The 18,533-nt window shown below is 54.8% G+C and carries 16 protein-coding genes; 8 read left to right on the top strand and 8 right to left on the bottom strand.

The window, feature by feature from the left end; genetic code table 11:
* Positions 1-35: 35 nt before the first annotated feature.
* On the bottom strand, positions 36-752 hold the full coding sequence (locus V5P19_RS06390; RefSeq protein WP_334402707.1) for an IclR family transcriptional regulator: 717 nt from the start codon (positions 750-752) through the stop codon (positions 36-38).
* A gap of 166 nt (positions 753-918) precedes the next feature.
* On the opposite strand from V5P19_RS06390, the gene V5P19_RS06385 reads away from it, so the two are divergent.
* The 3 genes from V5P19_RS06385 to V5P19_RS06375 all read left to right on the top strand — a co-directional run bounded on the left by V5P19_RS06385 (position 919) and on the right by V5P19_RS06375 (position 3,258).
* Positions 919-1,614 carry an RraA family protein gene (locus tag V5P19_RS06385; RefSeq protein WP_334401319.1) on the top strand — a complete coding sequence of 232 codons (696 nt, stop codon included), beginning with the start codon at positions 919-921 and terminating at the stop codon, positions 1,612-1,614.
* A complete protein-coding gene (locus V5P19_RS06380; protein WP_334401317.1) occupies positions 1,611-2,558 on the top strand; it encodes a hydroxyacid dehydrogenase in 948 nt (315 codons plus the stop codon). The genes V5P19_RS06385 and V5P19_RS06380 overlap by 4 nt, the downstream gene beginning before the upstream one ends.
* Positions 2,559-2,721: 163 nt before the next feature.
* Positions 2,722-3,258 carry a dihydrofolate reductase family protein gene (locus V5P19_RS06375; protein WP_334401315.1) on the top strand — a complete coding sequence of 179 codons (537 nt, stop codon included), beginning with the start codon at positions 2,722-2,724 and terminating at the stop codon, positions 3,256-3,258.
* Between the two features lie 103 nt (positions 3,259-3,361).
* On the opposite strand, the gene catA is transcribed toward V5P19_RS06375, so the two are convergent.
* Positions 3,362-4,042: a type A chloramphenicol O-acetyltransferase gene (gene catA, locus V5P19_RS06370; RefSeq protein ID WP_334401313.1), complete on the bottom strand. Its 681-nt coding sequence runs from the start codon at positions 4,040-4,042 to the stop codon at positions 3,362-3,364.
* A gap of 421 nt (positions 4,043-4,463) precedes the next feature.
* Between catA and V5P19_RS06365 the strand changes: the two genes are divergently transcribed.
* Genes V5P19_RS06365 through V5P19_RS06355 form a run of 3 tightly spaced genes read left to right on the top strand, consistent with a single transcriptional unit; the run spans position 4,464 to position 7,619 of the window.
* Positions 4,464-7,103 (top strand): YdbH family protein, encoded by a 2,640-nt coding sequence (locus tag V5P19_RS06365; RefSeq protein ID WP_334401311.1) that lies wholly within the window; start codon positions 4,464-4,466, stop codon positions 7,101-7,103.
* Positions 7,100-7,291, top strand: a complete 192-nt coding sequence (locus V5P19_RS06360) for a YnbE family lipoprotein (protein WP_334401309.1) — start codon at positions 7,100-7,102, stop codon at positions 7,289-7,291. Before V5P19_RS06365 ends, V5P19_RS06360 begins: the two co-directional genes overlap by 4 nt.
* A gap of 7 nt (positions 7,292-7,298) precedes the next feature.
* Positions 7,299-7,619, top strand: coding sequence for a YdbL family protein (locus tag V5P19_RS06355; protein ID WP_334401307.1), 321 nt, complete (start codon positions 7,299-7,301; stop codon positions 7,617-7,619).
* On the opposite strand, the gene feaR is transcribed toward V5P19_RS06355, so the two are convergent.
* Entirely contained in the window at positions 7,620-8,528 is a 909-nt protein-coding gene (gene feaR, locus V5P19_RS06350; protein ID WP_334402706.1) for a transcriptional regulator FeaR, read from the bottom strand.
* A 289-nt stretch (positions 8,529-8,817) separates the two neighbouring features.
* Here feaR and V5P19_RS06345 point away from each other — a divergent pair, with 289 nt between their 5' ends.
* Positions 8,818-10,317, top strand: coding sequence for an aldehyde dehydrogenase family protein (locus V5P19_RS06345; protein ID WP_334401305.1), 1,500 nt, complete (start codon positions 8,818-8,820; stop codon positions 10,315-10,317).
* A gap of 54 nt (positions 10,318-10,371) precedes the next feature.
* On the opposite strand, the gene V5P19_RS06340 is transcribed toward V5P19_RS06345, so the two are convergent.
* Together V5P19_RS06340 and V5P19_RS06335 are read right to left on the bottom strand one after the other, a co-directional pair.
* Positions 10,372-11,001, bottom strand: a complete 630-nt coding sequence (locus tag V5P19_RS06340; RefSeq protein WP_334401303.1) for an NAD(P)H-dependent oxidoreductase — start codon at positions 10,999-11,001, stop codon at positions 10,372-10,374.
* Positions 10,998-11,771, bottom strand: a complete 774-nt coding sequence (locus V5P19_RS06335; protein ID WP_334401301.1) for an alpha/beta hydrolase — start codon at positions 11,769-11,771, stop codon at positions 10,998-11,000. The genes V5P19_RS06340 and V5P19_RS06335 overlap by 4 nt, the downstream gene beginning before the upstream one ends.
* A 117-nt stretch (positions 11,772-11,888) precedes the next feature.
* Here V5P19_RS06335 and V5P19_RS06330 point away from each other — a divergent pair, with 117 nt between their 5' ends.
* On the top strand, positions 11,889-12,875 hold the full coding sequence (locus V5P19_RS06330; RefSeq protein ID WP_334401299.1) for a helix-turn-helix domain-containing protein: 987 nt from the start codon (positions 11,889-11,891) through the stop codon (positions 12,873-12,875).
* Positions 12,876-12,885: 10 nt separating this feature from the next.
* Here the strand turns inward: V5P19_RS06330 and V5P19_RS06325 are convergent, their stop codons facing one another.
* The 3 genes from V5P19_RS06325 to tynA form a co-directional block, all read right to left on the bottom strand.
* Positions 12,886-13,992: a membrane-associated sensor domain-containing protein gene (locus V5P19_RS06325; protein ID WP_334401297.1), complete on the bottom strand. Its 1,107-nt coding sequence runs from the start codon at positions 13,990-13,992 to the stop codon at positions 12,886-12,888.
* Between the two features lie 69 nt (positions 13,993-14,061).
* Positions 14,062-16,035 (bottom strand): alkyl sulfatase dimerization domain-containing protein, encoded by a 1,974-nt coding sequence (locus V5P19_RS06320; RefSeq protein WP_334401295.1) that lies wholly within the window; start codon positions 16,033-16,035, stop codon positions 14,062-14,064.
* Between the two features lie 167 nt (positions 16,036-16,202).
* A complete protein-coding gene (gene tynA, locus V5P19_RS06315; protein WP_334401293.1) occupies positions 16,203-18,476 on the bottom strand; it encodes a primary-amine oxidase in 2,274 nt (757 codons plus the stop codon).
* Between the last annotated feature and the right edge of the window lie 57 nt (positions 18,477-18,533).

Here is an 18,533-nt window from a genome sequence, read left to right as displayed (position 1 = left end):
GCAAAGGCGGGATTTACCCGCCTTTTCAGCATTAATTATTCTTTCAGACCGTAAAACCCTTCGCAGAAAGGCTTGCTTGCGCCTAGCTTGAGCGACAGGCGGTAGGCCGTCTCATGCATGAGCTGGCTGATGCCGCTTTCTTTACGGTCTTCAGTCAGACGCGATGCTGGTCCTGTCAGGGCCAGCGCCGCGATCAGTTTATCGTGGACGCCAAAAACCGGCATCGCGAAGGCAGCCGTGTGCGGATCGCGCGCGCCAGACGTGTAGAACGGAAGCGTTGGTTCGCCTTCCGGCAGCTCCTCATTCAATCCCCAATGGCGTAAAACCTTGCTGATAGCGGAACTATCCAGTGGAAACTGGCTGCCGGGCAGGTTGCTGTGTCGTAATCCCTCTGAGGCTTCGGCACGGAAAAGACACAGACGTTGCCCGCCCTCAATCACATACCAGCTTGCGCTTTCACTGGATGCCTGAGACAGCGCGTGTAATTCCGGCTGCACGACTCTGGCAAGCTGAAAGGATTGCTCATAGAGTTTGCCAAGATAGAGCAGACGGTGGCCAAGCGTATAGGTGCCGTCATCATGCCGGATGATGTAGTTCATACGCTCGAGCGAATTCATCAGGCGATAAACGGTTGTTTTATGATATCCCGAAAGCTGGGCAAGCTCAGTTAACGTCAGACTGTCATTACCGGGACGGAAGCAATCAAGTAAAGCCAGCGCCTTTTCAACGGCAATTACGCCTTCATTCCCCATCATTTTCTCCTTTTTGCTGGACAAAATTGTACCTGAATTTTGTGAGTAACTTCGTGTTTACATCACAAACAACTTCGCAACGCTGGCTAAAAGCAAAGCAATACTCGTATAGTTGTTTTATATAGTACATCAGTGTTGTATACAGTAAAACAAATGGAGATTAACCATGCCTGCTACCCAACAGAAATTAATAAATTTAAATATTGAGCGAGTTGACGCTGAGTCGGTCCGTCAGGCCGCCGAATTCCAGGCTGCCATTCTGGCTGACGTGGCCGGACGTCGCGGCACCTTACACGGTCGCGTCAAGCCGCTGGCACCCCACATGGCGGTCGCCGGCCCGGCGATTACCGTAGAGGTCCGTCCGGGCGATAACCTGGCTATTCACGCCGCGATGGCCATCGCCAGACCTGGTGATGTGTTAGTGATAGACGGGAAAGGGGATCTCTCCTGCGCGCTGCTGGGAGAGATCATGGCAACGCAGGCGCAGGCCAGCGGTATTGCAGGCATCATCATCGATGGCGCTGTTCGCGATGCTGAAACCTTAAGTAAACAAAATTTTCCTGTTTTCTCAGCGGGTCTTAACCCGTGCGGCCCCACCAAATTTATTCCTGGCCGAGTTAATCATGCCATTTCGGTAGCAGGTGCCGCGGTACAGGCGGGTGATCTGGTCGTCGGGGATATTGACGGCGTGGTCGTTATCCCTCGCGATGAAGTAAGCGCAATTATCGCTTTGGCGAAAGATAAGCTGGCGTTTGAGTCTACACGTCTGGCCGCCATCCACGACGGAGATCTTCGCCCGCACTGGCTTGAGAACGCACTGCGTCAGGCAGGTATGCTGAGTGAAGGGGAGGCATTGCCATGAGCGGTAAAAAAGTCATATTGATAACCGGCAGCGATTTGGCTGATGTGGCGCTCAGGATGTTAGAAGATTACGAACCTGTATTTACTGGCCGTCAGCCGACAGAAGCCCAGTTAATAGCACTCTGCCAGCAGCACAATCCGGTCGCGATACTGGTGCGCTATGGCAAAATTACGGCATCCGTCATGGATGCCGCGCCGGGACTGAAGGTTATTTCCAAACATGGCAGCGGTATTGATGTCATTGACGTAGAGGCTGCTGCCGCGCGCGGCGTAATGGTCCGCGCAGCGGCAGGTGCCAATGCTGCTGCGGTTTCAGAACACACCTGGGCGCTAATTCTGGCCTGCGCCAAGTCGGTCATTCCACTTGACCGCCGCCTGCGCGCAGGGCATTGGGACAAAGCAACGCATAAATCGCTTGAACTTGAGGGCAGAACGCTGGGGCTGATCGGGCTGGGCGCGATTGGAAGCCGCGTGGCGAAAATTGCCTGCGCCTTTGGCATGAAGGTTCTGGCTTACGATCCCTATGCGAACACGGTTCCGCCAGAATGTGAGCGTGTTGATGAACTCAAAGACATTCTCATGCACGCAGATGTTCTGTCTCTCCATTGTCCCTTGACTCAACAAAACAAGGGAATGATTAATGCCTCCACGCTGGCCTACTGTAAGCCGGGTGCAATACTGGTCAATACCGCGCGAGGTGGGTTGATCGACGATGCGGCACTGGCCGCGGCATTAAGGGCGGGAACGTTGCGCTGGGCGGCTCTCGACAGCTTTAGTAGTGAACCACTCTCCACGCCTCACGTCTGGGAAGAAATCGATAACGTCATACTGTCTCCACATGTTGGCGGCGTAAGCGATGCGTCTTACGTGAAAATGGGTACAGGCGCAGCGGCCAACATTTTGCAGGTCCTTCAGACGTCATCGCAGACAGAAACAACGCACTAAATTTTTTGCCCCCGGTTTGTAGCAGCTCCAGCCCGTGAGGAGCTGCTCTGATTTTTGCGGTAGTGTTGTTTCGTGAGACAGGCCTGCTTTCCGATATGAGTTCAACCGATGGATGCAACACCAGGCTAAAATGACGCTTTTCAGCCGTAATACGGAGCACCAAATGGTCACCACACACGTTTTTATCGCGGCCAGTCTTGATGGTTACATCGCTCGACAGGATGGCGATATCGGCTGGCTGTTGCAGCGCGATGAGCCAGCAGAAGACCACGGCTATGCGGCGTTCATCGCGGGCAAAGATTGGATCGTCATGGGCCGAGGAAGCTATGAGAAGGTGCTGACCTTTGACGAGTGGCCTTACGACCTGCCCGTGCTGGTGCTGTCCCGGCAGCTGGCCGATTCCCCCGTGCCCGAGGCGCTTAAGGGCAAAGTGCATTTCTCCCGCCGCACGCCGAAGGAGGTGATGAATGACCTCGCGGCGCAAAATGCACATCGCGTCTATCTCGATGGCGGGCAACTCATACAGTCGTTCCTGCGTGAGGGGCTGGTCGCCGATATCGTAGTCACTACCGTTCCTGTGCTGCTCGGTTCGGGGAAACCGCTGTTTGGACCCATTCCCCAGGACATTGATTTGACGCTGCTATCAAGCCGCAGCTTCCCTTCGGGGCTAGTGCAGTCGCACTATCGAGTGAACAACTGATATAAACCTTATTGAAAGCGGCATTCATGACGTTGCGCCGGGTAAAGGGCGGTACTCTTACAGGCTGTTGCTTAAACCTCAGAAGAATGTATGAGCCGCAGGGTTATTGCGCGTTACCGTCTTCTGAAAGGTACATTATGTTATCACTCATTTCTTGTAGTTCATTTATGAGTCTTGCCACATGGAAACCGTCGCACACGGAATGATGGACCTGAACGGCGAGAGGCAACACTATTTTCCCATCCTGGTAAATGTATTTTCCAAGAGTAAACATGGGCGCAAAAAAATTCTTCATATTAGCAACGTTGACATTAAAGCTGGTAAAGCTCACCCAAGGAATGCCTGATACGAAAAAGATATTTTCCCGCGACTCTTTCTTCGGCCAATAAGCGAGAGTATTACAATAGCGTGCCGCGTCTTCGGAATACATCTTCTGGAAGTGATGGATATTGCCATCGTAGTGGCTCCATAAGGATGAAAAGGTCTCCGTTTCCTTATGGAAAATGGTATAGCTTGGATGAATTTCATTCCATATGACAAGCTCATTGTTTTTTATAGCCATACGGAACTCCGCATGCCTGTTTACAATTTTAGAGAGAAGAAAAATGATAGTAGGGTAAAATTTCCAACCAACCTCTTTTATATGCTTTATCAGCACCGTAATGTCGAGCTGGACAGTCATGTTAAATGTACTTTGTGCAAACCCCTGAAATACCTCGAAGTGCTCTTTTCTTGCCCAGCTAGATAAGTCAACAGACGTATATTCTGAGGTCGATTTATTCATTTTTTTAACCTTTGAGTCGCAAGTATATATAAGATGTTAGACTACGTTTTTTATGAATTAAGCAAGCATCGAGGTGCCAAGCCGTGCTGGTAGCGAATGCTTTTGTGAGAGTAGCGCATCCTTATGCCTAAGGGGAAGGAAATGTTAACTCTCTAATATAGCTGATAAAAACTCGAACGTCAGGAGACATTACGGTCTCTTAAAGATAGAAAAGCGGTATCGCCGATCTGCGCCATGCACCGACCATAACATATTGAATGATATGTAACTTGTTGAGTAAGAAACGAATAAAAAATTTACCCTATACAGGTAGACCATCTATCCTTAAAAAAGTCATTCTCTTCAACTGACTGGCTAAACATGCGACAATGACCGGCACTGTCGGCTTAATTTTTTCGCTAAATCAGGATATTAACTGCCCATGAAGGGTAAATACAAAGCCGCAATTGCGCTCTTACTGCTGATCGTTCTTGTACCGCTAACGCTGCTGATGACGCTCGCCCAGTGGGTACCAACCTTAGCGGGGATTTGGCTCCCTGTCGGAACGCGTATCGCGTTTGAAGAAAGCCCGAAACTTACGCGTCACGCGCTGCTCATCCCGGATCTTCGCTATATGGTTGAAGAGTGCGACATTGCGCGAATCAAAAACGTGACGCTGTCACATCCCAGCCGCTGGAAGCTTGATATTGGCGAGCTGGAGCTCAATTCCGTCTGCCTCAGCAAACTTCCTCAGTCTGCACCCTCGACGGTGGCACCCAAAATGCTGTCACAGTGGCAGGCGGTTTTGCCTAATACCTGGCTAACGGTCCATCGTCTTTCGCTTGCGCCGTGGCAGCAGTGGGAAGGGGAACTCCATGCCTCTCTCACCCCGGCTGTTCAGGAAGTCACCTATAAAGGTGACCAGGTCAGCATTCAAGGCCAGCTACGGGGACAAATCCTCTCCGTCAGCCAGTTCGATATTCAACTCCCAGGGCAACCGCAGCCCATTAAACTCCTGGGCAAATTCACTCTGCCGCTGGTACCGGACGGCGTGCCGGTGAAAGGCCACGCCGTCGCCACCTTTAACGTGCCGCAGCTATCGTCGCTAGTCGATGCCGATCTTGACTGGGAAGAGAACCAGGGTCAGCTGGTAGTGATGGCGCGTGATAACCCGGACCCGCTGCTGGATCTGCCGTGGCAAATCACCGCCCAGCAGTTGAACATCAGCGACGGACGCTGGAACTGGAATTTGTCCGGCATGCCGCTGAGCGGCCGCGTGGGTCTGCGGGTCGACAACTGGCAGCAGGGGCTGGAAAAGGCCATCTTCACCGGCCGCTTAAACGTGCTGACTCAGGGGGATGCCGGCAAAGGTAACGCGGTACTGAACATAGGCCCCGGCACGCTCAGCATGGAAAACAACAACATGCCGTTGTACCTCAGCGGCGAGGCCAAACAGAATGACCTTATTCTCTATGCGAAGCTCCCGGCAAAACTGACGGGCAGCTTCAACGATCCGCAGCTGGCTTTCGAGCCTGGCGCGCTGTTGCGCTCGCGCGGGCGCATCATCAACTCCCTTGATATCGATGAAATCCGCTGGCCGCTGGCGGGGGTGAAACTCACGCAGAAGGGCGTGGACGGCCGCCTGCAGGCCATCCTGCGCGCGCATGAGAACCAGATGGGCGGTTTTGAGCTGCACCTGGACGGTCAGGCGACCGATTTTTTACCCGATAACGGCCTGTGGCAGTGGCGCTATTGGGGAAAAGGGGGCTTTACGCCGATGCAGGCGCGCTGGGACGTCGCCGGTAAGGGTGAGTGGCGCGACACGCTTATCGAGTTAACCGATCTCTCCACCGGTTTTGACAAACTCAAGTACGGCACCATGGAGGTGAACAAGCCGCGCCTGGTGTTGGATAATCCGGTGCGCTGGTATCGCGACCCGGTTAATCCAAGATTCAGCGGTGCGCTATCGCTCAATGCCGGACAAACAACTTTTTCCGGCGGAAGCGTGCTGCCGCCGTCGGTACTGACCTTCAGCGTTGATGGAACCGATCCGACAATTTTCCAGTTTAAGGGCGATCTGCATGCCGATAAAATCGGCCCCGTGCAGGTGAACGGCCGCTGGGACGGCGAGCGTCTTCGCGGACAGGCCTGGTGGCCGAAACAGTCCCTGACCGTGTTCCAGCCCCTGATCCCGCCGGACTGGAAAATGACCCTGCGCGACGGCGAGCTTTATGCACAGGTGGCGTTTTCCGCTGCGGCCGATCAGGGGTTTGAAGCGGGTGGTCACGGCGTGCTCAAAGCGGGTAGCGTCTGGATGCCGGATAATCAGGTAAACGGCGTCGACTTTGTCCTGCCATTCCGTTTCGGCCAGGGGACCTGGTCGCTGGGCACGCGCGGGCCTGTCACACTGCGGATTGGCGAAGTCCAAAATCTGGTGACTGCGCGCAACATCACGGCGGATTTGCAGGGCGATTACCCCTGGACGGAAGACAATCCACTGCTGCTCACCAATGTGAAGGTAGAAACGCTCGGCGGAAAAATTACCATGCAACAGCTGAGAATGCCGCAGCACGATCCGGCGCTGCTGCGCGTGGATAACATCTCGTCCAGCGAGTTAATTAGCGCCGTCAATCCGAAGCAATTTACGATGTCTGGCCCGGTTAGCGGGGCGCTGCCGTTCTGGCTGGACAACGAAAAATGGATCATTAAAGATGGCTGGTTAACTAACCCTGGGCCCATGACCTTACGCATCGATAAGGATACGGCAGACGCCATAGTGCACGATAATATGGTGGCAGGTGCGGCGATTAACTGGCTCCGCTATATGGAAATCTCCCACTCGTGGACAAAAATAAATCTGGATAACCTGGGCGAACTCACGATGCAGTCGACCATCAAAGGAACCAGTCGGGCGGATGGCAAAAGCGGTTTTGTGAACCTGAACTACACCCATGAAGAGAACGTTTTCACCCTCTGGCGCAGCTTGCGCTTTGGGGACAATCTGCAAACATGGTTTGAGCAACATGCGGCGATACCGGGTCTCCGCAGTTCGACCGGCAAGGAAAGTGAGGAACAACAATGAAAATGATGGCGGGTGTACTCACCGTTGCCGTAGTTGCGCTACTGACAGGCTGTACGCCGCGTATTGAAGTCGCTGCGCCGAAGGAGCCGATTACCATCAACATGAACGTGAAAATCGAGCATGAGATCCACATCAAGGTCGATAAAGACGTTGAAACCCTGTTGAAATCGCGCAGCGATCTGTTCTGAGGACGCCATGAAACGAACATTAGCTCTTATTTTGCTGGCGCTGGGAATGAACGTGCAGGCGGCTACGCTCACCCTGAATGAAGCCCGTGCGCAGGGGCGAGTGGGCGAAACCCTGAGCGGTTATATTGCGCCGATAAAACACGATGCCCAGACGCTGGAGCTGGTTAACAGCATTAACGCTGCACGCACTGAGAGTTATCAAAAACTGGCGGACAGCAATAATTTACCGGTCGACGAAGTGGCGAAAATGGCGGGACAAAAGCTGGTTGCCCGCGCGCAGCCGGGAGAATACGTGAAGGGAATTAACGGCAGGTGGCTGAAAAAGTAATTAGCGGCAGCGCTTGCGATACTCGCCGGGCGAGACGCCAAAACGCTGCTTAAACGCCGTTGAAAAATGGCTGTGATCGGCAAAACCCCAGCTATAGCCGATCCCGGCCAGCTTTTCATCCTCGCGGGTGGCGCGAAGCATTTGCGCGCACAGGTCGAGGCGACGGTTTTTGATGTACTGCGCAACCACCAGCCCTTTATCGGCGAACATGCGATAAAGGCTCCGTACCGACATACCGCTTTGTGCAGCAATCCATTCCGGACGCAGAGATTCAGACTGGATATGATCGTCAATCAGCAACAGCACGTTCTGGAACTGACGCTCTTTTCGCGGCTGCGCGGGTTCACGCTGTTGAAACGCCGGGCGTAAAAGACACACCATCGCTTCCAGCGCCGCTTCACTCTCCCTCTCGCTGAGATCGGCGTTTCCCATGCTTTCCTGCAGGAGACGATGGCTCAGCTGAACGGTCGGCAAACTCCGCGACAGCGCGAGCGCGCAGCTTACTTCCTGGAAACGATACTGCTGCTCAATAATCTGACGGGGCAACAGAAGTGAGATTTGACGAGACTTATCCTGCCAGTTAATTGAGCACGGGCGTGATGCATCGAGGAGGGTGATGTCGCCGGCTTTCAGGATGGCACGGCGATCGTCCTGCTCAATTTCCGCGCTGCCGTCCAGCTGGAACACGGTATAGAACCAGGCGTCATTGCCGTTTTTGATCTCCTGGCGAGTGCGAAACAGATTAACCCCTGCGGCGGTGACGGTGCTGAGCTTCAGGCTGCGGGCGTAGCTGGTTTCCAGTTCTCCAATGAATTTGCCCCCAAGAGGACGCGCATCAAAGCGGCCACAAACCTGATTAATTTGCGCCAGCCATTGTTGATACTTCTCCTGCTCGCTTGCACACGCCATCGTTTCTCTCGCTGCGCCGTCAATGTTTTTGCATTGTTGCATTGTTGCATTGTTGCATTGTTGCATTGTTGCATTGTTGCATTGTTGCATTTGTGTTGCATTTTGTCAGAGCTATGAGGCTGACTATAGGAAAGAACACTCATCGGTTACAGCACTATAAGCGGGAATTATCACGAATTGCGGAGCCTGTCACAGGTGGCAAAGCGAATGTCACACAGATAAAAGCAGGATGACGAAACCCCTCGTAGACTGCAATAACACCCTGAGAAGAATAACGAAGGAGTACCCTATGTCTGAATCACAGGTCGCCGTCCTGCCGGCCGTGCAGCAGTTTTTAGACCGCTATCACGGCGTGTGGATTGACGGGCGTCAGGCCGCCTCCGACAGCGAAAAACGGCTTAACGTGTTCAACCCGGCGACGGGAGAGGTGATTGCTACCACCGCAGATGCCAGCGTTGATGACGTCGATCGTGCCGTGATGTCCGGCTGGCGTGCGTTTGTTAGCCGTAGCTGGGCCGGGAAATTACCGGCGGAGCGCGAGCGTATTTTGCTGCGCTTTGCCGATTTGGTTGAACAGCACGGCGAGGCGCTGGCGCAGTTGGAAACGCTGGAGCAGGGGAAATCGATCAACATTTCCCGCGCCTTTGAGGTCGGCTGCACCCTGAACTGGATGCGTTACACCGCCGGGTTAACCACTAAAATTGCGGGTAGAACCCTCGATCTTTCTATTCCGCTCCCGCAGGGCGCACGCTATCAGGCGTGGACGCGCAAAGAGCCGGTGGGCGTTGTGGCCGGTATTGTCCCCTGGAACTTCCCGCTGATGATTGGCATGTGGAAGGTGATGCCTGCGCTGGCTGCGGGGTGCTCTATCGTGATTAAACCGTCTGAAACCACGCCGTTGACCCTGCTGCGCGTCGCAGAGCTGGCGAGTGAGGCCGGAATTCCTGACGGCGTATTCAACGTGGTGACGGGCAGCGGCGCGGTGTGTGGTGCAGCGCTGACCTCGCATCCCCATATTGCGAAGGTGAGCTTTACGGGCTCAACGGCGACGGGCAAACAGATTGCGCGCACGGCGGCGGAGACGCTGACGGGCGTTACCCTGGAGCTGGGCGGTAAAAATCCTGCCATCGTGCTGAAAGATGCCGATCCGGCCTGGGTGATTGAAGGGCTAATGACCGGCAGCTTCCTGAATCAGGGGCAGGTTTGTGCCGCGAGTTCGCGTATTTACATTGAAGCACCGCTGTTCGACACGCTGGTCAGCGGTTTTGAGCAGGCTATTAAATCCCTGAGCGTCGGGCCGGGCATGTCGCCTGAGGCGTTTATCAACCCGCTGGCGTCACGCGCGCACTGTGAGAAAGTTCAGGCGTTCCTCGACGAAGCGACGTCGCGCAACGCGGAGCTGATTGCGGGCAATGCGGGCCCGGATAGCAAAGGCTATTACGTCTCGCCGACGCTGGTGGTGAACCCGGATGCCGCGCTGCGGCTCACCCGCGAAGAGGTCTTTGGCCCGGTGGTGAACCTGGTACGCGTGGACGATGGTGAAGAGGCGCTACGGCTGGCAAATGATACCGAATATGGCCTGACGGCCAGCGTCTGGACGCAGAACATCAGTAGGGCGCTGGAGTACACCGACAGGCTGCAGGCGGGAACCGTGTGGGTGAACAGCCATACGCTGATTGACGCCAACCTGCCGTTCGGCGGTATGAAGCAGTCCGGAACCGGGCGCGACTTCGGTCCGGACTGGCTGGACGGATGGTGCGAGACCAAATCGGTGTGCGTGCGGTATTAATACACGCCTTGCCGGCGCGGGTCGGGCAAGGCGCAGACGCCACCCGACCTGACGTTAGCGGTCGAGCAACGCAGCAATCACGACAGGAATTGACGCCAGCGCCTGCGCAACGCCTTTTTCGCGGATTTCGGCGCTCCGCGTTGTGCCCTCTGCTCGCACAAACTCAACCTGCTCAATGCCCAGAAATCCAAAGAAGCGCTGCAGGTATTTTTCCTGAAAATCCATCTCTGCGATTGGCGTACCGAAATAAATCCCGCCGCGCGAAGAGACGACAATAATTTTTTTACCCGCGGCGTGACCCACCGGGCCGTCAGGCGTGTAGCTGAACGTTTTCCCCGGCTGGGCGAGCCTGTCTAGCCAAGTTTTCAGCTGGGAGGAGACGGAGAAGTTATACATGGGCGCACCAATGACCACGATATCGCTGTCCAAAAACTCGTTCACCAGACGCGCCGACCACGCATGCTCGGCGGTCACCTCAGGCGTGAGTAACGTCTCCGTGCGTAACGGCCTGAACCCGGCAGCAATATTCCCAGTAAGGTGGCCAATGGGTTTTTCCACTACGTCCCGGTAGGTGACAATGGCGTCGTTATGACGGGATGTTAACGCCCGGACCACTTCTGCCGTTAGCTGACGTGAAATTGAATATTCACCGCTAATGCTTGAGTCAATGTGAAGTATGTTCATTTCTGCGTTTCCTTTGAGGAGAGTTGAGTTGCACGTTCGATAAACCGGACGACGTCTCCGGCATGGGAAACCATCGACATATGGCTGGCATTAATGCGCGTCACGGTTGACCCCATCGCCGCCGCAAGCTGCTGTTGGGTGTGGGGCGTGAGGGCATGGTCGTTTTCTGTCAGCAGATACCATGAGGGTTTATCGCGCCAGGCCGCGTGCTGCACGATGTCGTGAAACGCGCGCGCGGCAATTGGCTGCTGGGTTGCGGTTAGCTGCAATGTGCGGCGATGCGAAACGTCATTGGCCATGACGCGGTGATACAAAACCGGATCGTCAAGCCAGATCAGTCCGTGTTGATCGGCGTGCAGTCCTTCCATGGGCGCGTTGAGGCGCGTAAGTAGCGATGCAGCGGACTCGCCGCTGTCAGGCGCAAGGGCGGAAAGATAGGCCAGTCTTTTTACCTTTGGGTGATTTCCCGCCTGGGTAATCACCGCCCCTCCCCAGGAGTGGCCGACCAGCAGCACATCACCCTGCTGACGATCGATGACCTGTCCTGTTGCCTTTACGTCATCGTCCAGAGAGCTCAACGGATTCTGTACCGCTGTGACGTGATAGCCCTCCGACTGCAGATCTGCAATAACGTCCTGCCAGCTTGACCCGTCGGTAAACGCGCCGTGGACAAGGACGATGTTGTTAATACGCGATTGTGCAGCCATAAGCCCCTGAGGTGTGGTCAGGCCCAAGGAGGCAAGGATGGCGAAGATAAATGCGGGTTTCATAGGCGGACATACGCTCTGGAAAAGAATGTTACTCATTCTAACCAGAGCCGCGAAAACGCTTGTAGTGTCCGATTTGACGGTTATCATGCAAAATCAGACAATTTCTGGAGGCGTACAATGCGCGTCGGTATTTTAGCGTTATCCGGAAGCATGAAGTCCGCCGTGGCAGGGCTCTCCGATATGTTTTGGCTGGCTAACCAGGTCATCGCCCAGCGGCCAGAAAGCCAGCAATATCCACCTTTTGTCGCCACCATCATCACAGCGGACGGTAAGCCCGTGTTGGATGCGCAAGGGCGCGTGATTGAGGCGGAGGGCGACTTCGCCCGCTGCGGCGCGTTGGATGTCGCGATCGCCAGCGGAATGAAGCTTGATGCATACAAGCAGCCCGTTTCATTACAGGCCGTTCAGGATGCAGGGAAATGGATGTGTGAACAGTACAGGCAGGGGGCGACGCTTGCTGGTGCCTGCGCGGGAGGGCTGGTGCTGGCCGAAGCGGGGATTCTGAATGGCCGGGCCTGTACTACCACGTGGTGGCTGTATCATACATTCCGCCAACGTTACCCCCTTGCCCGGCCTGTCTGGGGTAAAGCGCTCGTGCTGGACGAACGCGTGATGACGTCGGGTGGCCCGCTGTCCTGGGTCGACACGGCTTTACAGGTGGTCAGCCTGCATGCCGGCAAGACGGTTGCCAGGCTAACGGCCGATATGGCCGTGGCCGATAGCCAGCCGTTATCCCAGCAGCTTTACGCGCCTGCCGGTTTTTTAAATTCGCTGCACCCGTTAATCATGAAAGCGGAACACCTGGTGCGATACGAAAACCCGGGCATCACGGTTGAACAATTAGCCCAGGCGTTGAACGTGACCACCCGAACGCTTCACCGCAAAATGGTGGAAGAAGTGAACGAAAGCCCCAAGAGTTTCCTGACCCGAATACGCATTGAAATGGCCATGAGGTTGCTTGAGCAACCGGCGAAAGCAATCTCCCACGTTGCCAGGGAATGCGGTTACGCTGACGATACGGTCTTTCGACGCGCTTTCATCAGCGTAGCGGGAATGTCGCCCGGCCAGTACCGGAAGTGGATCGCGGAACGTCAGGCGCTGTAAGTCATGACGCTCAGGTACGGACGCAATTACGGCCAGCCTCTTTTGCACGGTACAGTGCCGCATCGGCGCGGGCAATCACTTCGGTGCCTGCCAGACCCTCAGCCTTACCCGCAATCCCGATGCTGACGGTGACGAATTCGCTGACGTGAGACGCGCTGTGCGCAATCCCCGCGCTGCGCAGACCATCCTGAATACGAGCAGCCACCTGTTCCGCCATGTTGACCGGGCAGTCAAACAGGATCACCACAAACTCCTCGCCGCCGTATCGCGACACCACATCATTCGGCGTTCGTACCGACTGTTTCAGGACCTGCGCGACGCGGGTTAAGCATTCGTCACCCGCCTGGTGGCCGTAGGTGTCGTTGTAGAGTTTGAAGTAATCAACGTCCAGCATAATCAGCGAGAAGGATTTTCCCTGTTCAACGGCCTCTTCCAGGACGGTTTCCATTGCCCGACGATTCGCGGTTTGGGTCAATGCATCCAGGTGCGCCAGGGCATCCAGCCGCGAGATGAGCAGCTGGTTCTGTTGGTTACGCCGCCAGGCTTCTTCAAACCAGCTTAATAAGATAAAGCGGCCGCAAACGAGAATCAGGGTAAAAACAATCCAAATGACAGCAAAGCGCAGGTTCACTCCGTGGTTAAGTGCCACACTGGCGACGGGGAGAGCAAGCCAGAGCGGTACGGTAAAAGACAGCAGCCCCGACGGGTGAAAATAGAGGGCCGTCATTCCTGTTAACAGCAGAATTACAAATATTGGCCAGGCATGAGGAAGCTGTACAACCGAGATGAGCAGGTAGCTGCACATCGCCCACAGAAGGCTACAAATGAACAGAACGGCACCGATCCCAGCAATATGCCGCCAGGCCATCACGATCAGCGCGGCCGAGAGGATAATCACCCCCAGCATGGAAGTATCGACAATGCGCGTAAGGTAGGGTGTGGCGCCAATCTGGCCGTCGATATTCGCGAACAACACATTACGCAGCAGGAGCATGAGCGCAAAGCTCACGTTGACGAAGGCCAGCCAGGGCAGGTTCATTGCCAGGCCATGACGCACCATTGATTTTCGGGTAGGCCATGTGGCGAGTCCTGGCGTTGTGTTGTGTCTTTTTTCCATCGAGGCCGATTTCCGTATCAAAAGGGTTGAAGAAAAACGGGCGGAATGTCCGCCCGTCCGTGTCGAACGTTACGGCGTCACTATGCTAAACCAGAACTCAAATTTATCCATATAGCCCAGCATTTCATCGAGTTTCGCTCCGTTACCGCTGATCTTAATGTCGCCGCTATCCTGCGCCTGCTTCAGCGTCACTTCCTTCAGGATAATTTTGTTCAGCGTATCGCGGTTGAGCGCCAGCGTGGCGTCTGCGTCTTTCGCCTCAGCATTGGCCGTATGGTTAAGCACGCCGTTTTCCAGCTCAAGCTTGTACTTACCGCCATCGTTGCCCAGATCGATGTTGAACACCGATTTAGCATCTCCGGCTTTTTGCCCGTTGATATGGACGGCCAAATAGTCGAAGAACATCTCCGGCGTCATGGCCCGCACGGTATCCGGGCTAGCGGTATTCGGCGTTGGGCCTTTCACCACGCCGTTACGCAACTCCTGTGCGCCGGTGAGATAGAAGTTACGCCACGGACCGGATTCAGCCTGGTAACCCAACTGCTCCAGCGCATCCGCTTCCAGGTTGCGCGCGGCCTGATTGTTCGGATCGGCAAACACCACTTTGCTCACTACCTGCGCCACCCAGCGATAGTTCCCCTGGTCGAAGTCGGTTTTGGCCTTGCTCAGGACGGCGTCTGCGCCGCCCATATACTCAACGAATTTCTTCGCGCCTTCTTCTGGCGGCAGTTCGTCAAGGGTTGCCGGGTTGCCGTCAAACCAGCCCAAATAAAGCACGTAGGTCGCTTTTACGTCGTGACTGACGGAGCCATAGTAGCCGCGGTTCGCCCAGGTATGCGCCAGGGAGTCAGGGAGCTTGAAGCTGGCGGCAATTTCATCGCGCGTCAGACCTTCGTTCGCCATACGCAGCGTCTGGTCGTTAATATAACGGTAAAGATCGCGCTGGCTTTTCAACAGTTTGACAACATTTTCGTTGCCCCAGGTAGGCCAGTGGTGCTGTGCCATGATGATTTCGGCTTTATCGCCCCAGCGCACAATCGCCTGGTTGATGTATTTCGACCACGGCAACGGTTCACGGATTTTTGCTCCGCGCAGCGAGTAGGTGTTGTGCAGGGTGTGGGTGACATCCTCAGCGGACTCAATCAGCTTTTTCTCTTCGATATACCACAGCATTTCAGACGGGGCTTCGGAACCCGGGGCGAGCATAAAATCATAGGTCAGCCCGTCAATGACCTCTTTCTGCCCATCTTTCTCAATGATATTCGTGGGGGCAATCAGGGTGACGGTCCCGGCTGACGTTGTCGTGCCCAGGCCTGCACCGACCTGGCCTTTGGCATCCGGTTTCAGCAGGTTGCCGTACATATAGCTGGCTCGGCGGCTCATCACGTTGCCCGCCATAATATTTTCCGCAACGGCGGCTTCCATAAATCCTGCCGGCGCGTAGATTTTCACCTTGCCCGATTTCACATCTGCTTCGTCAACCACCCCGCGAACACCGCCGTAGTGATCAACGTGGCTATGGGTGTAAATGACGGCGATCACCGGTTTTTGACCCCGGTTTTTATAATAAAGATCCATCCCGACTTTTGCGGTTTCCGCCGACACCAGCGGGTCGACCACGGTAATACCATCCTTTCCCTCGATAATGGTCATATTCGATAAATCGAGATTTCGTATCTGATATACGCCGTCGGTAACTTCAAACAGCCCGCTAATATTAATCAGCTGAGATTGACGCCATAAACTTGGGTTAACGGAATCCGGTGCCTTATCGCCTTCTTTAATAAACGTATACTGCTGCGGATCCCAGACAACATTGCCTTGTTCCCCTTTGATGACCTCTTGCGGGATGGGCGCGATAAATCCTTTATGCGCGTTGGCGAAATCGGTGTTATCAGAGAAAGGTAATTGATTAAAAAGGGCGTTGTTAGCTTGTTGCGTCGCCGCGGTAGCATCCTTCGGGGATTCTGCTGAGTAAGAGGGACTAATGGAAACAAAAAATCCCGCCAGCGCGAGACTTCTGACTATCAAATTGAATTTCATCCTAAAACCTCTCAGTTATGTACAACGGTGTTTGTGTAAACTTCGTGTCCTGGCTGAAAGTCGTTCAAGAGAAGCAAAAAAGGAGGGGCAAATTAAATATAATCGGGATGAAATATTCAGCAAATAAATATATGAAAAACCGGGCGTTGCGCCCGGTGCGTGATTTATTACTGCGCCTCTTTCTTCTTGCCGAGCGTTGGCGTCTCATCGAAGAAGTTCCACGGTTTGAGCAGGGTATGCACCCATTCCGTCGGCATTATTGGCCACTCTTCCGCGCGGGCGACGTGGGTCGTCCCGGTCGTCATCCACACCACGTCATCCTGATTGTTCAACGACTCGTTATCTTTGCTGTATTGGCCCAGCCCCGTATCGTGCGTTGAGCGGTTCGGGAATTTCCCTTCCGGGTACATTTCATTGGGATGGTAGCGTGTCACCCACAGCTGTTTATCCATAAAGCTCAGGCGGTGGTAAATCCATTCGTCCGGGGCAAACTTCGCGCCGGTGGCGACCGGGTGCGTTCCGCCTGCGTAAGGGATTATCTGATACGACACCGGGTTCCCCATCCGGTTTTCTTTACGGGTGTTGCTCAGCAGGCGAATCGTGCCCGGATCGAATTTCTGCGCCGCCTGTTGCTCGGTATCAATATCGTACTGGCTGATCTGCAGGGTGCTGGTACGCGGTCCGCCGGCGGTATTTGGCTTCACCTCCGGATCCATCGCCACCAGTTTGTTATTAATACCATCCACATCCATATCCAGACGGAAGTTGTAGATGTGCTGGTGGGTCGTACCCACGATGTTATGGTCGATCAGCGTCCCGTATCGGGTGTCATCTTTGGCGGTGGCGTCATGCATGGTTTTTGTCACCACGCCTTTTACCGCCTCTATACCCGTTGCCCCGGCATCAATACCGATGGTGCCGTTCTCATGGAATACCCAGTCGAAGATATAGTCGTAGTTGCCTACGGTACTGACCCAGCGGATCACCAGTTCGCGGCGTTCGGTGCTGACGTTGGGCTGCCCCATCTCCTGATGCTTGTACTCTGGCCCGGCGTAGCGCTCAAAAATCGCGATAGCGCGCGGGATCTCCATGGGCGCACCGGTGTAATCCGGGATGGTTTCATTCAGCATCACGGCGTTAGACGGTACGTCTTTACCGCGCACCAGCGGGGAGGTCAGGGTGCCCATGCCATAATCGCCGGAATCCAGATATGCTTTAAAGTACCAGCCGACATCCGGGTCGCCGTAGGGGACGATCATTCCGCCGAGCGAGCCTTGATACATGACCTGGCGTTTTTTACCGTTGTCGTTGTAGGTGACGGTCGAAATCATTGGGCCAACGCGCGAATCCAGGCTCAGGTGGAAATCCCAGTTCTGCCAGTGCACCATGTCGCCGGTAATGGTGTAGTTTTTTCCTTCTGGCTCCACGATCTCCAGCGGTTTTTTCGCGGTTTCAACCCGATCGCGTCCATCATAAGGGCGCGGAGTCATGGGGACCGGCACCACCGCACCTTCTTCAATCTTCTGAATTTTCTTCTGTTCGAGATCGACCACGGCCACCAGGTTTTCAATCGGATGCGCCCAGTAGTTCCCGTCACCCACGTCCAGATAACTCACCACTTTCAGCAGGCGGTCTTCCTGCTTCAGGCCGTCTTTACCGTCAAAGTAGCCGACGGTCAGCGGGGTGGTGATCACCTTCTTCGTATCGGTGATGCCGCGTTTTTTAAGCACTTCAGCAAACTCGGGGCTCTCGTTCACGATCTGCTGCACGGCGGTAAAGTCATCCAGCAACACCATGCCGTGCGCGTCTTTAATCGGTTCCCAGCGCAGAATTTTTTTGTCTTTCAGGTCCACCAGGCTCTCGATAACGTGCTTACCGTCCAGCATGGTGATGTTCGCCTGGCGAGGCGCATCCACCGCGGTGCCGTTCAACACAAAGTCCCACACTTTGGCTTTTTCGGGTTCTGCAAGGGCAATCTGGGTAAAGCGGGTATTGGGTTTAAAATCCGCAGACGCTTTTACGATGTCGACGGCCTGTTTAATCTCGTCAGCCGTCAGGGCATTTAGCGGGTGAGGGCGTTTTTCTACCTGGAAGGTCCGATCGAGGCCAGACTGGAAAACGTCGTTGATGAAGGTCTCAGAGATAAAGGCTTTATTGTTTTTCATCACCACCGGCACCTGCAGCTTCAGGGGGTGGCCGTTGACGATAGCGGTTTTCGCGCCCGGTTTAACCTTCACAAAGGCACCGTCTTTCGCGATGGTGAACATTTGTGCGTAATCGTCCCACCTAACGTCGGCGCCAAAATCCTGCAGCGTTTTGTCCAACGGGACCATATGCGCTTCGCTGCCGTGTGCGAAAACAGGGGATTGCCAGGCGCAACACAGCGCAACGGCCATGGCCAGTGCCGTTCTACGGGCAGAAAAAGAAGAATTGCTTCCCATCGTAGACCTCATCTTGTTGTGTTTATTGTGTTGTGACAGCCTTATCCTGACACCCCC

It is taken from the genome of Enterobacter sp. UNJFSC 003 (assembly GCF_036903355.1).
Taxonomy (GTDB): domain Bacteria; phylum Pseudomonadota; class Gammaproteobacteria; order Enterobacterales; family Enterobacteriaceae; genus Enterobacter.
The sequence above is the reverse complement of the archived record's forward strand: the minus strand, read 5'-3'. Positions and strand labels throughout refer to the sequence as shown.

What these genes read in the sequence shown, in the direction of transcription:
- V5P19_RS06390 (WP_334402707.1), bottom strand. Translation starts at nt 752, where the DNA reads ATGGGGAATGAAGGCGTAATTGCCGTTGAAAAGGCGCTGGCTTTACTT.
- V5P19_RS06385 (WP_334401319.1), top strand. Translation starts at nt 919, where the DNA reads ATGCCTGCTACCCAACAGAAATTAATAAATTTAAATATTGAGCGAGTT.
- V5P19_RS06380 (WP_334401317.1), top strand. Translation starts at nt 1,611, where the DNA reads ATGAGCGGTAAAAAAGTCATATTGATAACCGGCAGCGATTTGGCTGAT.
- V5P19_RS06375 (WP_334401315.1), top strand. Translation starts at nt 2,722, where the DNA reads ATGGTCACCACACACGTTTTTATCGCGGCCAGTCTTGATGGTTACATC.
- catA (WP_334401313.1), bottom strand. Translation starts at nt 4,042, where the DNA reads ATGAATAAATCGACCTCAGAATATACGTCTGTTGACTTATCTAGCTGG.
- V5P19_RS06365 (WP_334401311.1), top strand. Translation starts at nt 4,464, where the DNA reads ATGAAGGGTAAATACAAAGCCGCAATTGCGCTCTTACTGCTGATCGTT.
- V5P19_RS06360 (WP_334401309.1), top strand. Translation starts at nt 7,100, where the DNA reads ATGAAAATGATGGCGGGTGTACTCACCGTTGCCGTAGTTGCGCTACTG.
- V5P19_RS06355 (WP_334401307.1), top strand. Translation starts at nt 7,299, where the DNA reads ATGAAACGAACATTAGCTCTTATTTTGCTGGCGCTGGGAATGAACGTG.
- feaR (WP_334402706.1), bottom strand. Translation starts at nt 8,528, where the DNA reads ATGGCGTGTGCAAGCGAGCAGGAGAAGTATCAACAATGGCTGGCGCAA.
- V5P19_RS06345 (WP_334401305.1), top strand. Translation starts at nt 8,818, where the DNA reads ATGTCTGAATCACAGGTCGCCGTCCTGCCGGCCGTGCAGCAGTTTTTA.
- V5P19_RS06340 (WP_334401303.1), bottom strand. Translation starts at nt 11,001, where the DNA reads ATGAACATACTTCACATTGACTCAAGCATTAGCGGTGAATATTCAATT.
- V5P19_RS06335 (WP_334401301.1), bottom strand. Translation starts at nt 11,771, where the DNA reads ATGAAACCCGCATTTATCTTCGCCATCCTTGCCTCCTTGGGCCTGACC.
- V5P19_RS06330 (WP_334401299.1), top strand. Translation starts at nt 11,889, where the DNA reads ATGCGCGTCGGTATTTTAGCGTTATCCGGAAGCATGAAGTCCGCCGTG.
- V5P19_RS06325 (WP_334401297.1), bottom strand. Translation starts at nt 13,992, where the DNA reads ATGGAAAAAAGACACAACACAACGCCAGGACTCGCCACATGGCCTACC.
- V5P19_RS06320 (WP_334401295.1), bottom strand. Translation starts at nt 16,035, where the DNA reads ATGAAATTCAATTTGATAGTCAGAAGTCTCGCGCTGGCGGGATTTTTT.
- tynA (WP_334401293.1), bottom strand. Translation starts at nt 18,476, where the DNA reads ATGGGAAGCAATTCTTCTTTTTCTGCCCGTAGAACGGCACTGGCCATG.